The sequence below is a fragment of the Streptomyces sp. BE303 genome, assembly GCF_036290945.1.
GTDB lineage: Bacteria > Actinomycetota > Actinomycetes > Streptomycetales > Streptomycetaceae > Kitasatospora.
In genome coordinates this window covers 1-13,376 of the sequence record NZ_JAQYWZ010000945.1, presented here as the reverse complement: position 1 = coordinate 13,376, position 13,376 = coordinate 1, and the positions used below count along the sequence as shown (strand labels likewise).

The window sequence follows — 13,376 nt, the reverse complement described above, 5'->3', positions numbered from 1 at the left end:
GAAGGGAGGGTGTGACGCACGGTCAAATCATCGTCAAGGCGCTTGACTTGTCGAGGTCTGCCGTATCAGCGCAGCGTCTTGAAGGTCGTCGACGGCGGGCCGCCGTCCGCTCCCTTCGCCGCGGGGGTCCCCGGGGCCGCCGCCGTGTCCGGGCCGCAGGCGGCCCTCAGGATGAACGTGTTCAGCGTGGTCTCGGTCTCCTCGGTCTCGGTGCCCTCCAGCAGGTTGAACGAGAGGGCGAACTGCCGCGAGCCGTCCCGCGCCCCCAGCAGCACCGAGTTGAACCCCGGGATGCCCCCGGTGTGGCCCCAGACCTCGCCGCACGGCAGGTCGTAGCGGATCAGGCCCAGCCCGTAGTGCGCGCCGATCATCGGCGCCGGGACGGCCGTGGTCATCTCGGCCAGCCGGGCGGCCGACAGCAACCTGCCGCCGAACAGGGCGGCGTGGAAGCGGTCGAGGTCGCTGGTGGTGGAGATGCCGTTGCCGGCCGCGTCCCCGACGGTCGGGTTGATCAGGGTGACGTCCGCCGGACCCTCCGGCAGCTTGACGTACCCGTGGGCGTGCGGGCCGGGGATCCCGGGCCACGAGCCCGGGAAGGAGGTGTTGTCGAGGTTCAGCGGCTCGACGATCCGCTTCTCGACCTCGCGCTGCCAGGTGTGGCCGGTGACCTTCCTTATGATCATCCCGGTGAGGATGTAGTTGGTGTTGGAGTAGTGCCAGCCCTGGCCGGGCGCGAAGTACGGCGCGTGCTGCACGCCGGCCGTGACCAGCTGCTCCGGGCGGTAGTTCGTCCAGCGCCCCTGGGCGAGGAACGCGCGCAGGCTCGCCTCGTCGTGGAAGAGGAACTGCGGGTCCTCCAGGTAGTCGTACAGGCCGCTGGTGTGGTTCAGCACCTGCCGCAGGGTGATCGCGCCGCCGTTCGGCACGACCCCCGGCAGGTAGCGCTCGACCGGGTCGTCCAGCCGGAGCCGGCCCTCGTCGGCCAGCTGCAGCACCACGGTGGAGACGAAGGTCTTGGTGATGCTGCCGATCCGGAACCGGCCGTCGGCGCGCGCCGGACGCGCGGAGTCCAGGTCGGTGACGCCGGCCGCGTCGCGCCAGGTCCGGCGGCCGTTCTCGCGCGTCTCGCCGAGCGCGGCGGTCGAGGAGCCCCGCGAGACGATGTCCCGCAGCTCCGGGCCCAGATCGACGGACGGGCGGTGCCGGTCGGACGAGGCCGAGGAGTCGGCGGAGTCGGTGGCGGTGCCGGCCCCCGCCGCCACCGCCGTCGGGGCCAGCGAGACGACGGTCGCCCCGGCCAGCGCGGCGGCGGCGAACCGCAGGGCGAGCCTGCTGCGGCGGCGCGGCCGAACGAAGTGGTTGGCGTGCATGGTGATCCCTCCCGGGCCCGACCTCCGGGCCCCGGCCACCACGTTCGCATCCGCACCGCGCCGCCCGCGTCGTCCTGCGGAGGGTGCCGCGGTGCGTCCTGCGGGTACCCCTCCGGAGCCGAACGGCGGGGGACGTTCGTCGTCAAATACTCTGCGGGTGGCTTGACTTGAGGTCCGGGATGGGCGCATCGGGGCCCGCCGTGTCACCGCTGCTGCCGGTGGGGCGGACCGTGCTGTCGGTGAGGTTGGTGGAGCCGCTCAGCGCAGGCGGGAGGACGAGAGGATCGACGCCAGGTGGGCGACGACCATCCCCCAGGTGATCACCGCGATCGCCGCGACCGTCCCCTGCGTCGGATCGGTGGAACCCACCACCGCGTCCGCGACCGCCGCGGCCAGCAGCACCAGCGACGCCTCGATGCCGTTGGTCACCCGGTGGATCTTGAGGATCGAGCCCAGCCGCCGCGCCGTGGCGATGCCCTGCGACCGCGGCTGCGTCGACTCCTCGTCCGCCGGGGCCAGCCCGCTGCGCGCCCGCGCCACGTCGACCAGGTCCGTGGACGCCTTCAGCAGCACCACGCCCAGCGCGGCCGCCAGCCCCACCGACACCCACAGCTCCGACCCGCCCCGGGCCGCCCGGACGCCCGCACCGATCATCAGTGCGGCGTCCGCCAGGTAGGCGCCGAGCCGGTCCACGTACACCCCGGCCGTGCTGAACCGGCGCGTCCAGCGCGCCACCTCGCCGTCCACGCAGTCGAAGAACAGGAACCCCTGGAACAGCACCGCCGCCAGCGCGGCCCCCGCCAACCCCGGGATCAACAGCGCCGCCCCGGCCCCGACCCCGCACACCACCATCAGCCAGGTGAGGGTGTTCGGCGAGACCGACGTCCGCACCAGGTGCCGGGTCGCCCGCAGGGAGAGCCGCCGCATGTAGAGCCGGCCCGCCCAGTGCTCCCCGTTGCGGCTCGCCAGCTTCGCCTGCGGCTGGCAGACCTCCCGCAACTCGGCCAACGCCGGAGCAGCGACCACCATGACGACATCCCTCCACCTGTCCGTCGGCCGGGGACCCGTGTGGTCGGCGGACGACGAAAACGATCAGCTCAGGCTAGAGCAGCGCCACCCGCCGGTCGGCTCCCGGTCAGGGGCGGGGGGAGCGGTGGTCGGCACGGGGCCGGGGCGGCTCACCGGGGCGGCGGCCGGTCGGCGCGCCGCCCCGGTGAGCCGCCGTCAGACCAGCGCCACGCCCGCGCCCACCGGCACCGGCGCGTTACGGTGCAACCACGCCCGCTCGGCGGCCGACCACGCGGTGGTCGTCAGCAGGTAGACCCCGGCGGCCAGCGGCACCAGTGCGGCGAACAGCACCGTGCCGAACGACAGGTACGGCAACAGCGCGAGCGCCGGCTGCGGCAACGCGGTCTCGGCCGCCGGACCGCCCTTCGCCCCGCCCTTCGCCCGGCCGCCCCGAGCCTTCCTCGCCTGCTCCGCCTGCAACGCCTGCTGCTCCTTCTGCGCGGCCTGCGCCCGACGGGCCCGCCGGAAGCCGACGTACGCCACCGCCGCCAACCCGGCGTACAGCGCGCCGAACACCACCCACTGCGCCACGCCCTGTGCGCTCCCCACGTGCAGGCCCAGCGGGACGCCGAACAGGGTGTGGCCGAGCAGGTCGTTCGGCGTCGTGAACAGCCGGTACATCACCGAGAAGAACGGAATCTGCACCAGCATCGGCAGACATCCGGCGAGCGGCGAGGACTTCTCCTGCGCGTACAGCGCGGCAAGGGCCTCCCGGAGCTTCTCCGGCCGGTCCTTGTGCCTCCGGTTCAGCTCGGCGACCTGCGGCGCCAACCGGGTCCGGGTCTGCTCGCCGCGCGCCGCGGCCCGCGCCAGCGGGTGCAGCGCCAACCGGACGCAGACGGTGAACAGGACGATCGCGAGCGCCGTCGGCACGACCTGGGCCAGCGCGGCGACGACGTCGTGGGCCAGGCCGACGGCCGGGTCGAGAAGTGCGAAAACGGACATGGTGGAGCGAGCCCTCCGGGGGTCTCGGCGCGCTGCGGCAAGCGGCATGCGGCGCGTACGACACGGCGTACGGGGCATGCGCGGCGGAAGGCCGGCGGCGCGCGGAAATGAGTGGTCGGCGGAGGACGGCCGCGTCAACGGCCCAGCAGTCGTGCGGGGGGTTACGCGGCCGCCGGGGCCGCCCCCGGCGCCCTGGGGCGTCGCCGGCCCCGGGCATCCGGATCACGCTGCGGAAGGAACGCCGTCCTGAACGCGCGTCTGCGCAACACCCCGGCCCTGACGGCGGCGGGAGCCCGCGCCCCCAACAGCCGCGAGACGACCAGCGCCCCCGCGACCGCTCCGGTCACCAGCACCACGGCCGCTGCGGCCGCCACCGAGGCCAGCGACCCGCCACCCTCGACGAGCCACTCCCCACTCAGCACCCGGAACACCCCGAGCAGCATCGCGACCAGCGCCACGGCGTGCTCCTTCCTGTGCTCCGGACCAGTGCTCCAGCCCAGGATACGGCCGGGCTGCCACAGAGGTTCCCGACTCGGTTCAGGGAACGTTCATCGCGTACACCCACACCTGGACGGGGCTGTCGCCGGCTGACGGTCCCAGCCATACCTGGCTCGCCACACGCTTGGTGTGCCCCGGCAGGTGTGAGACGAAGGTGCCGTAGCGCAGGGTGAGTGCGGAGAGCGGATCAGGGGCCCCGATGCGCTGCAGGTCCCGCAGGGCGCCGGTGTCCGGTGGCCGGGCGGCCTCCTTCCACGTCGCCTCTCTGAGGCCGGCCGTGAAACGGTCCACTTCGTCGGCCGGCAGCCGGAACGCCAGCACGGCCGTGTCGTCCTGGAAGCCCTTCGTGTATCCCCATCGGGCGTCGACCGCGCCGGCAGGGATGGGCACCTGGGTGAACTCGGAGATCTCGGTGGCCGTCAGCGTGGTCATCCACGACCCGGGCCGCCCGCTGTTCGGCTCCGGATGACGGAGCTCGGCATCCGCCCGGAACGCCACATATCCGACGGCTCCCAGCAGCGCCAGCGGGAGCACCACCAGCACCCAGATCCACACACGCCGTCGCCGTCCGGTACGCACGCCGCTCATCGGGTCTGCCTCCCCGGATCGGCGGGACCGCCCTCCCGATCGGCGTATCTCTCGCCGGTGCCACCGGGTACCAAAGGCGAGCCGTCGCCGACTACCCGGGTCGACGCAGAACTCCGACCACTGATGTCGTACTCCTGAGCCAGGCCCGTCTGGTGGAGCCTCTGCATGTCCGCGTCCGAGATGTTGATGCCGGCGATCGTCGTGCTCTTGTCCTTGTCCCAGTTGTACCTGTCCCAGACATTGACCTGGTACTGCATGGAAACGGCGGGCTTGCCGTCGGGCCCCGGCTTCACGGTCACCACCCCCGATACGACGTACGGCTGGCTTCCCACTGCGGTGAACCAGTTGGGCTGCTCGGATTGGCGGAACGTGTAGTCGCTCTTCGTCTCCACCGGGACCGCGACGGGGGACCCTCCTGCCTTCGCGTAGGCAGCCAACGCGGTCTCACGCCACTGGGCATCGTTGGCGGCCATCGACGAATCCACGTGGTTGCGGAAGTTGGGGTCATCGCGCAGCATCCGGTCCACGCTCACGGTCAAGGGTTCGCCGCTCGCGTCCAGGAAGTGCTGCAGGTGGCGGGCCGCGTCCTCGTGACCCACGAGCGTGCCGCCGGCGACGAGCCCGGTGGCGACAGCGTAGAACGTCCGATCGCCGGCGTCGGGCTCGCGGACGTGGAACGGGCCCGCGCCGCTGTCGGGCGGTGACCACTTGTAGGTCGGGTCGAGGATCCCGGCCTCGATCAGCGGGCCCGGTGAGAGCTCCAGCAGCTGCGCCCGGACGGCGGGGTCCACCGTCGCCCACCAGGCCGGGACGTCCTTGCGGTCCTTGGGCATGCCGACCGCGCCCATGACGTCCGCCTTCGCGTCCTGAACGGCGCCCGGGCGGGTTGCCGGGTCGACCTGGGTGGGGTCGAGGGCGCGCAGGGCCGCGGCGGCCGTGGTGTCGGCCTCGGTGGCCGTGGTCACGGCCTTGCGCATGGCCTCGATGTGCTGCTGTACCTCGTCCCACTTCCGCTTCTGGTAGGCGATCGAGTCCGGGTCGTTGCGCTCCTCGGCGGGGAGGGGCGGCAGGGTGACGGTGCCGTCGTCCGAGACGGTCGCACCGAGCCCCTCGGCGTCGCCGACGGCGCGCAGCAGGTCCTGCCTGGCCCGGGCGAACGCGGACTCGGCCCGGCGCAGGGCGGCCGTGACGGCGAGTGCCTCGTAGCGGAACGCGGTCAGCTCGTCGGCCAGCAGGCCGATCTCCCGGGCGGCCTCGTCGGCCGCGAGGCCGGTCCACGCGCGGCTCCCCGGGGCCGAGAACGCGTGCGGTCCGGCTCCGGTCAGCGGTTGCAGGACGCCCGACCGCAGCCGGCTGGCGATCTGTTCGACGTGTCCGGAGACGCCGTTCCAGGTGTCTCCGGCCTTGCCCAGCGGTTCGAAGGAGCCGTGGCGGAGCTGCGCGAAGGTCACCACGGCTCACGGCGCCTTGAACGTGGAGGCGGAGGCCCCGTCGGTCGACCGGTAGGCGCCGGCGGTGGCCTCCAGCCGGTCGGCGGTCAGGCCGAGGCGGTTGTCCATGCTGGTCCAGCGGGCCTTCCACCAGGTGAGGACCTGGGAGAGCGCGGCCCCCGTGCTCCAGCAGTCGGCGGACAGCGCCCGGGCCGCCGCGCCGGTGTCCGGCTCGATGTGGAGGACCGAGTTCCTCAGCTCGCCCTGGAGGCGTCGGGACACCCCGGCCGCCTGCCGGAGGGCGGCCGGTTCGACGTGGACCGGGGCGCTCCCGGAGGTGCCGGTGGCCCACGGGCCCGGGCCGGTGGCCTGGGCGGGGATGCCGGCCGGTGGGCCGTCCTGGCCGTAGAGCCAGGGGTTGTGTTGTGCCTCGGTGGTGTCGGTCATGGCCAGAGCCCCCCTCTGTCCGCCGTGCGCTGCGTCGACGGTCGGACGTTAGCGCACCGACGGTCCGGGTGTGGGGCGTTTCCGGAGGGCGGTGCAGGGGTGTAGCCGCCGGTGCTACACGGGGCTACCTTGGAAAGCATGAAGACGATTACCCAGCGGGAGTTCCGGAACAACTCCGCAGCGGTGATGGACGCGGTGGAGGCGGGGGAGACCTTCCACATCACGAGGAACGGGGTCGAGGTCGCGGAGCTGCGGCCGGTGTCGGGCCGGCGGCGGCTCACGGCGGAGGAACTGGTGGCGCGGCACGTGAAGCTGCCGCGGGTCGACTACCAGCAGATGCGCAAGGAGGCCGAGGAGTACTTCGGTCCCGAGGAACTGGTGGGCGACGAGGACGGCGACCCGTTCGAGCGGCGGCGTGGCTGAGCGGCGGAGAGCACCCCGGCGCCGGCGGCCGGCCGGGGTGCTGGACACCTGCGTCTACATCGACCTCGCGCTGCTCGGCGCGGCCGACCTGCCCGCGGTGCCGGAGCTGACCGCGATCACCTTCGCCGAACTCCAGCAGGGCGTCTCGATGGCCCGCGACCCGGTCAGCCGGGCGGCGCGGCTGGAGGTGCTGGGCGCGGCGATGGCCGACTTCGAGCCGCTGCCGTTCGACGCGGCGGCGGCGGCCCGGTACGGGACGCTGGTCACCCTGACGATCGCCGCCGGCCGCCAGCCGCGCCCGCGCCGGATCGACCTGATGATCGCCGCGATCGCCTCCGCCCACGGCCTGCCGCTGTACACGCGCAACCTGGCGGACTTCAAGGGGCTGGGTCCGGCGGTCGAGGTCATCGGGATCTGAGGGTCGCCCCTCTCCTGCCCCTCCCCGCTCCGGTCCTCCGTTCGCCTGAGGAAGCCGGAGGAAGCCTGGGGAAGCCGGAGGGGGCGGGGGAGGCGCGGTGCCGCGGGGCTCTGGGGTTCAGCCGAGCCGGACGGCGGTGCCGGTGGCGGCGGAGGCGCGGGCGGCCTCCAGGACGGCGAGGGTGGCGACGGCGTCGCGGGGGTCGACCGGGGGCGGGGTGCCGGGGTCGGCGAGGGCGGCGGCGACGCCCGCGTAGAAGGCCGGGTAGTCGCCCGGGTCGGTCGGCAGCGGGGCGGCGGTCTCGTCGGTGCCGAGGGTGCCGTAGGACGCGGGGTCGTCGGCGCCCCACGGGGCGGTGCCGTCGGGGCGGCGGCCGGCCCGGAGGTCGGCCTCCTGCGGGTCCATGCCCGACTTGACGTAGCCGGCCCTGTCGCCGAGCACCCGTAGGCGGGGGCCGACGAGCGGGGTGACGGCGCTGGTCCACAGGTGCGAGCGGGTGCCGTCGGCGTGGGTGAGGGCGAGGAAGGCGTCGTCGTCGACGACCGCGCCGTCCCGGCGGACGTCGATCTCCGCGTACACCGTCTCGACCGGCCCGAACAGGGCGAGCGCCTGGTCGACCAGGTGGCTGCCCAGGTCGTACAGGGTGCCGCCGACCTCGGCGGGGTCGGCCAGCTCGCGCCAGCCCGGCTTCGGCTTGGGCCGGAACCGTTCGAAGCGGGACTCGAACCGGTGGACCCGCCCGAGTGCGCCCTCGCGGACCAGACGGGCGGCGGTGAGGAAGTCGCCGTCCCAGCGACGGTTCTGGAAGACGGTGAGCAGGGTGCCGTGCGACTCGGCCAGCTCGCAGAGCTCCAGCGCCTCGGCGGCGGTGGCGGCGAGCGGCTTGTCGACCACGGTGGCCAGACCGGCTTCCATGGCGGCCCGGGCGAGCGGGACGTGGGTGCGGTTGGGGGAGGCGATGACGACCAGGTCGAGCGCGTCCGGGTCGGCGAGCAGCTGCTCGGGGGTGTCGACGGCGCGGGCGTCGGGGTGCTCCCGGTGCAGCTGGGCGCGGCGGTCGGGGTTGGCGGTGACCACCGCGTCCAGTCGGAGCCCGGGGGTGGTGGCGATCAGCGGGGCGTGGAACGCGGAGCCGGCCAGGCCGTAGCCGATCAGGCCCACGCGGAACGGGCGGGCCGGGTCGGCGTTCCGGGAGACGGGGCGCGTGGAGGGGGTCATGGGCCCTACTCAACCACGGGGTGTCCGGTCTGCCCCGGTTCCTGCGTCACGGGGACCCTCCGGGGCGCCCGGGGAGGGGGGCGCGCCCCGGAGGGCTGTCTGCGGCGGTAGCTGTCGCCGCCGCGGTGGGGGTCGCGGCGGCAGCAGCTACCGCAGCGCCGAGGGGGTCCGTCCGGGCCCCTGGTCGGCGTGCCGTTCACGCTAACCGTGCCGGGCGGTTCTGCTGAGGGGTCATCACTGCGGTTAGGGGTGGGTTAAGGACTCGTTGAGACGGGGCGGGGCGGGGGAGCGGTGCGGAGGGAAGGTCCTGCGGTGATCCTTCTCCGGCCCGTCCCGCACTCGTCCCGTACTCGACCTGCGCCCGTTCCCCGCGCGTCCCGTGCCCGTCCCGCTGGGCGGGACATGCTGCCGTCGGCCTGGTGTGCGGATTAGGCTGTGCCCCGTTGGGGCAGCCAGCAGTACCCCCGGCGGTCCGGTGTCCCGAGGAGGGTCCGGTCGGTGGGAGGCGCAACGGTGACGACGGTGCGCCGCAGTTTCGTATGACCATCGCACTACATGGCAAGACTTCGGGAGACACGCACGTGGCAGACCGCAAGCCCATCGAGTCCTGGCTGACCGACATGGACGGCGTCCTCATCCACGAGGGCACGCCGATCCCCGGCGCGGAGGAGTTCCTTCGTCGGCTGCGGGAGTCCGGCAAGCCGTTCCTGGTCCTCACCAACAACTCCATCTACACCCCGCGCGACCTCAGCGCCCGCCTGGCCGGCATGGGCCTGGAGGTGCCGGAGGAGTGCATCTGGACCTCGGCCCTGGCCACCGCCAGCTTCCTGAAGGGCCAGCGTCCGAACGGCACCGCCTACGTGATCGGCGAGGCCGGCCTGACCACCGCGCTCTACCAGGCCGGCTACGTGCTGACCGACAACCACCCGGACTACGTCGTCCTCGGTGAGACCCGCACCTACAGCTTCGAGGCGCTCACCAAGGCGATCCGCCTGATCAACCAGGGCGCCCGGTTCATCTGCACCAACCCGGACGAGACCGGCCCCTCCACCGAGGGCGTGCTGCCGGCCACCGGCTCGGTCGCCGCGCTGATCACCAAGGCGACCGGCGTCGAGCCGTACTTCGTCGGCAAGCCCAACCCGCTGATGATGCGCGAGGCGCTCAACACGGCCGGCGCCCACTCGGAGACCGCCGTCATGATCGGCGACCGGATGGACACCGACATCGTGGCCGGCATGGAGGCGGGCATGGAGACCATCCTGGTGCTCACCGGCCTCACCGCCGCCGCCGACGTGGAGCGTTTCCCGTACCGGCCGACCCGCGTGTTCAACTCCATCGCGGACCTCGTCGAGCTGGTCTAGCCTCGGCACTGCTGTTGCGGGCTCCGCCGCCCCGGCCGACGGTCGGGCGGCGGGGCCCGTTCGCTGTGCGCCGAGGAGGGGCGGATGGGTACTACGGGGGAATCACCGGTGGCGGTCGAGGAGAAACGGGTCACCTGGGCGGAGCTCTACTTCGACCTGGTCTTCGTCTTCGCCATCACCCAGGTCTCCGGTCTGCTGCACCACCACCACGACTGGGCCGGCGTCGGCCGGGCCCTGGTGGTGTTCGTGCCGGTCTACTGGTGCTGGGTCGGCACCACGGTCCAGGCCAACATCCGGGACGTGGACAACCCGCGCGACCGGCTCGGCATCCTCGCCGTCGGGCTGACCGGCCTGGTCATGGCGCTGGCCGTGCCCGGCGCGTACGGGGGCCGGGGCGTCCTGCTCGGCGCCGGGTACTGGGCGGCCCGGGTGGTCCTGCTGCTGCTGGTCGTCCGCGTCCCGGGCGTGTGGCGCGGACCGTACGGGGTCGGTGTGCTGGTCAGCGGACCGCTGCTGTTCGCCGGCGGGCTGCTGCCGGAGGGGCCGCGGACGGTGCTCTGGGCGCTGGCGGCGCTCTGCGACCTGTCCGCGCCGGTGCTCCTGCGCCGCCGGCTCGCCGCGGTGGCCTACCACCCCGTGCACATGCCGGAACGGTTCGCGCTCTTCCTGCTGGTCGCGCTGGGCGAGTCCATCGTCGGGATCGGCGCCACCGCGGCGGGGGTGCCCCTCGACGCGGCCGAACTCGTCGCCGTCACCGCCGCGTTCACCATCTCGGCGGGGCTCTGGTGGCAGTACTTCGTCCACGCGGCCGACGCCATGCGGCACGCGGTCACGGTCGCCGAGTCGCGCCGGGACGTCATCCGGCGCGTCTTCCAGTACGGGCACCTGGCGCTGGTGGCCGGGGTGATCGCGGTGGCGGTCGGCTTCGGCGAGACGGTGGCCGACCCGCGCCGGGCGCTCGGCGCGGGCACGGTGGCCCTGCTCTACGGGGGCTGCGGGCTGTACCTGCTCGCCTTCGGCTACACCCGGTGGATGATGTTCCGGAGGGTGGCGACCACCCGGATCGTGGCGGCGGCGGTGGTGCTGGCCTTGGCCCCGGCGATGGTGCGGTGGCCGGCGATCACGGCGCTGGTGGCGCTGGCGGTGGTGCTGGTGGTGCTGAACGTGGTCGAGCACCTCCGCGTGGCGCGGGCGGGGACCGCGGCGCCGGGCGGTGCGGCCCCCGGCGAACCGGTGGCCGCAGGTGCCGTCGTGGGCCCTGCGGCCCCGGTTGCCCCGGTTGCCCCGGTGGCACCCGTGGCACCGGGGGCACCTGCGGCTCCGGCGGAGTGAACTGTCAGTGGGCCTGTGTAGCGTTCGGTGTGGAAAGAGGGCGTGCGGCGCAAGGGCCGCAGGGCGTCCGAGGGTCGGGGCGGTGCGGCGGTGAGCGGCCGTCCGGTGGGAGGTTGATGTCGTGACGGACACGGTCGAGGCGGGCGTGACGGAGCCGGGTACGCCGGAGGCGGGCGCCGGGCTGGAACTGCCCGAGTCCTGGCACACGGTGCTGGGCGCCGAGACGGAGAAGCCGTACTTCGCCGAGCTGGCGGCCTTCGTGGCGTCCGAGCGCGCGGAGCAGCAGGTCTTCCCGCCGAGCGGGCAGGAGTTCTCCGCGCTGGAGGCCACGCCGTACGACAAGGTCCGGGTGCTCGTCCTCGGCCAGGACCCGTACCACGACGACGGCCAGGCCCACGGCATGAGCTTCTCCGTGCTGCCCGGTACGAAGACGCCGCCGTCGCTGCGCAACATCTTCAAGGAGCTGGACGCCGACCTCGGCATCCCGGCGCCCGACAACGGCTACCTGATGCACTGGGCCGAGCAGGGCGTGCTGCTGCTCAACGCGGTGCTCACGGTCCGTGCGCACGAGGCCAACTCGCACAAGGCCAAGGGCTGGGAGAAGTTCACCGACGCGGTGATCAAGGCGGTGAGCGCGCGCGAGGAGCCGGTGGTCTTCGTGCTCTGGGGCAACTACGCCAAGAAGAAGCTGCCGCTGATCGACACCGAGAAGCACGTGGTGGTCCAGGGCGCCCACCCGTCGCCGCTCTCCGCCAAGCTGTTCTTCGGCAGCCGGCCGTTCTCCCAGATCAACACGGCGCTGGAGGGCTTCGGCGTCGACCCGATCGACTGGCGGGTGCCGGACCTCAAGCAGGGCTGATCCGCCGGCGGCCGCCGGGGCGCCCGGCCGTCCGGCCGTCCGCCCGGAAGGCCCTCCGGGGCATCTGACGTGCAGTCCACTCGGCGTCGGCCGCCCGCTGTTCACCGGCTGGTGAACAGCGGGCGGCACCCGGTATGCGAAGCTGGGGACCGACCGGTCGCCCGACCGGGTCTGGGAGGGGCGGTACGTGCGCCGAGCAGGGCGAAGAGTGGGTTTCCGGCTGGCCGCGGGGGCGGCGATGCTGGGGCTGGTGACGGGCGTCGCGGGGTGCGCGGGAGGCAGCGCCGGGGCGGTCAAGGGGCCTTCCGGCGGCGGGAGTTCGAACAGCGCCGCGTCGACGGGCGCCTCGGCGGTCCCCGCACCGCCCGGCGGTGCACCCGCCGGGGGAGCGGGCGTGCTGCCGCAGCTTCCCGGTCAGGCCTTCTACGTCTCCGACCAGACCTCCGCCGCCCGTCAACTGTCCGCCCTGCGCGGCCAGGGCCGCACGGCCGAGGCCGACACCCTGCTCCGGATCGCCGCCCAGCCCTCCTCGCAGTGGCTCGGCGACCAGGCGGCCCGGGGCATCGCCGAACAGGTGAGCCGGCGGGCCGCGGCAGCGGACCGCACGCCGGTCTTCGTCGCCTACAACATCCCGCACCGGGACTGCGGCCTGTACTCGGCGGGCGGTGCGCCCGACGCCGCCGCGTACCGGTCCTGGATCACCGGCCTGGCCGAGGCGCTGGGCGACCGCCGGGCCTGGGTGGTCCTGGAGCCGGACGCGGTGGCGCACACCCTGGACACCTGCGGGGTCAAGGGCGACGCGGCGGCCGAGCGGTACGGCCTGCTCGCCTTCGCCGTCCAGGAGCTGAAGAAGCGCCCGCAGGTGCGGGTCTACCTGGACGCGGGAAATCCCGGTTGGGTGCAGGACCCCTCCGCGCTGGCCGAGGCGCTGCGCAAGTCCGGTGTCGCCTCGGCGGACGGTTTCGCGGTGAACGTCTCCAACTTCTCGACCACGGACCGGAACGCCACGTACGGTGCCCAGCTCTCCGCCCTGCTGGACGGCAAGCACTTCGTCATCGACACCAGTCGCAACGGCAACGGCCCGCTGAGCGGCGAGGCGTGGTGCAACCCGCCCGGCCGCGCGCTCGGGGCGCCGCCCACCGCCGACACCGGGCGGCCGGGCGTCGACGCCTACCTCTGGATCAAGAACCCCGGCGAGTCCGACGGCGAGTGCGGGCGCGGCGAGCCCCGGGCGGGCGAGTTCTGGCTGCCGTACGCACTCGGGCTGGCCCAGGCCGCCGGCTAGCCCCAATGCCGTGTAGATAGAGCTTGCGGATTCCTGTCACGGGTCTGGTGTGGTCAGGATGTCGATGCTGATGGTGGCTTTGTAGCTGGTCCGGTCGATGGTGCCTTTGGCGTTGTACTTGGAGATCGCGCGTT

At 73.5% G+C, this 13,376-nt stretch carries 14 protein-coding genes; 6 read left to right on the top strand and 8 right to left on the bottom strand.

The features are described 5' to 3' along the window. Positions 1-65: 65 nt before the first annotated feature. The 7 genes from PUR56_RS38970 to PUR56_RS38940 form a co-directional block, all read right to left on the bottom strand. On the bottom strand, positions 66-1,370 hold the full coding sequence (locus tag PUR56_RS38970) for a serine hydrolase domain-containing protein (protein WP_329952457.1): 1,305 nt from the start codon (positions 1,368-1,370) through the stop codon (positions 66-68). Between the two features lie 258 nt (positions 1,371-1,628). Next, positions 1,629-2,399 carry a CDP-alcohol phosphatidyltransferase family protein gene (locus PUR56_RS38965; protein ID WP_329883665.1) on the bottom strand — a complete coding sequence of 257 codons (771 nt, stop codon included), beginning with the start codon at positions 2,397-2,399 and terminating at the stop codon, positions 1,629-1,631. A 195-nt stretch (positions 2,400-2,594) separates the two neighbouring features. Beyond that, positions 2,595-3,383 carry a YidC/Oxa1 family membrane protein insertase gene (locus PUR56_RS38960; protein ID WP_329952456.1) on the bottom strand — a complete coding sequence of 263 codons (789 nt, stop codon included), beginning with the start codon at positions 3,381-3,383 and terminating at the stop codon, positions 2,595-2,597. Positions 3,384-3,544: 161 nt separating this feature from the next. Next, a complete protein-coding gene (locus PUR56_RS38955; protein WP_329952455.1) occupies positions 3,545-3,841 on the bottom strand; it encodes a DUF6412 domain-containing protein in 297 nt (98 codons plus the stop codon). A gap of 79 nt (positions 3,842-3,920) precedes the next feature. After that, the gene (locus PUR56_RS38950) at positions 3,921-4,469 is read right to left on the bottom strand and encodes a hypothetical protein (protein WP_329952454.1); all 549 of its coding nucleotides are present in this window, start codon (positions 4,467-4,469) and stop codon (positions 3,921-3,923) included. Beyond that, entirely contained in the window at positions 4,466-5,923 is a 1,458-nt protein-coding gene (locus PUR56_RS38945; protein ID WP_329952453.1) for a hypothetical protein, read from the bottom strand. The genes PUR56_RS38950 and PUR56_RS38945 overlap by 4 nt, the downstream gene beginning before the upstream one ends. 3 nt (positions 5,924-5,926) lie before the next feature. After that, positions 5,927-6,346 (bottom strand): type VII secretion target, encoded by a 420-nt coding sequence (locus PUR56_RS38940; protein ID WP_329883670.1) that lies wholly within the window; start codon positions 6,344-6,346, stop codon positions 5,927-5,929. 138 nt (positions 6,347-6,484) lie between these two features. On the opposite strand from PUR56_RS38940, the gene PUR56_RS38935 reads away from it, so the two are divergent. Next, the gene (locus PUR56_RS38935; protein WP_188295332.1) at positions 6,485-6,769 is read left to right on the top strand and encodes a type II toxin-antitoxin system Phd/YefM family antitoxin; all 285 of its coding nucleotides are present in this window, start codon (positions 6,485-6,487) and stop codon (positions 6,767-6,769) included. Beyond that, the gene (locus PUR56_RS38930; RefSeq protein WP_329952452.1) at positions 6,762-7,187 is read left to right on the top strand and encodes a type II toxin-antitoxin system VapC family toxin; all 426 of its coding nucleotides are present in this window, start codon (positions 6,762-6,764) and stop codon (positions 7,185-7,187) included. The genes PUR56_RS38935 and PUR56_RS38930 overlap by 8 nt, the downstream gene beginning before the upstream one ends. A gap of 117 nt (positions 7,188-7,304) precedes the next feature. Here PUR56_RS38930 and PUR56_RS38925 read toward each other — a convergent pair whose 3' ends face one another. Further along, the gene (locus tag PUR56_RS38925; RefSeq protein WP_329952451.1) at positions 7,305-8,405 is read right to left on the bottom strand and encodes a Gfo/Idh/MocA family oxidoreductase; all 1,101 of its coding nucleotides are present in this window, start codon (positions 8,403-8,405) and stop codon (positions 7,305-7,307) included. Between the two features lie 581 nt (positions 8,406-8,986). Here PUR56_RS38925 and PUR56_RS38920 point away from each other — a divergent pair. The 4 genes from PUR56_RS38920 (at position 8,987) to PUR56_RS38905 (ending at position 13,242) form a co-directional block, all read left to right on the top strand. Beyond that, the gene (locus PUR56_RS38920) at positions 8,987-9,766 is read left to right on the top strand and encodes an HAD-IIA family hydrolase (protein ID WP_329883673.1); all 780 of its coding nucleotides are present in this window, start codon (positions 8,987-8,989) and stop codon (positions 9,764-9,766) included. A gap of 84 nt (positions 9,767-9,850) precedes the next feature. Continuing rightward, a complete protein-coding gene (locus PUR56_RS38915; RefSeq protein ID WP_329952450.1) occupies positions 9,851-11,098 on the top strand; it encodes a low temperature requirement protein A in 1,248 nt (415 codons plus the stop codon). A gap of 181 nt (positions 11,099-11,279) precedes the next feature. Next, a complete protein-coding gene (locus PUR56_RS38910; protein ID WP_329883756.1) occupies positions 11,280-11,957 on the top strand; it encodes a uracil-DNA glycosylase in 678 nt (225 codons plus the stop codon). A gap of 394 nt (positions 11,958-12,351) precedes the next feature. Next, entirely contained in the window at positions 12,352-13,242 is an 891-nt protein-coding gene (locus PUR56_RS38905; protein ID WP_329883676.1) for a glycoside hydrolase family 6 protein, read from the top strand. Positions 13,243-13,376 lie beyond the last annotated feature (134 nt).

Coding starts and splice junctions, on each gene's coding strand:
- PUR56_RS38935 (WP_188295332.1), top strand. CDS start 6,485: ATGAAGACGATTACCCAGCGGGAGTTCCGGAACAACTCCGCAGCGGTG.
- PUR56_RS38950 (WP_329952454.1), bottom strand. CDS start 4,469: ATGAGCGGCGTGCGTACCGGACGGCGACGGCGTGTGTGGATCTGGGTG.
- PUR56_RS38940 (WP_329883670.1), bottom strand. CDS start 6,346: ATGACCGACACCACCGAGGCACAACACAACCCCTGGCTCTACGGCCAG.
- PUR56_RS38915 (WP_329952450.1), top strand. CDS start 9,851: ATGGGTACTACGGGGGAATCACCGGTGGCGGTCGAGGAGAAACGGGTC.
- PUR56_RS38925 (WP_329952451.1), bottom strand. CDS start 8,405: ATGACCCCCTCCACGCGCCCCGTCTCCCGGAACGCCGACCCGGCCCGC.
- PUR56_RS38965 (WP_329883665.1), bottom strand. CDS start 2,399: ATGGTGGTCGCTGCTCCGGCGTTGGCCGAGTTGCGGGAGGTCTGCCAG.
- PUR56_RS38960 (WP_329952456.1), bottom strand. CDS start 3,383: ATGTCCGTTTTCGCACTTCTCGACCCGGCCGTCGGCCTGGCCCACGAC.
- PUR56_RS38970 (WP_329952457.1), bottom strand. CDS start 1,370: ATGCACGCCAACCACTTCGTTCGGCCGCGCCGCCGCAGCAGGCTCGCC.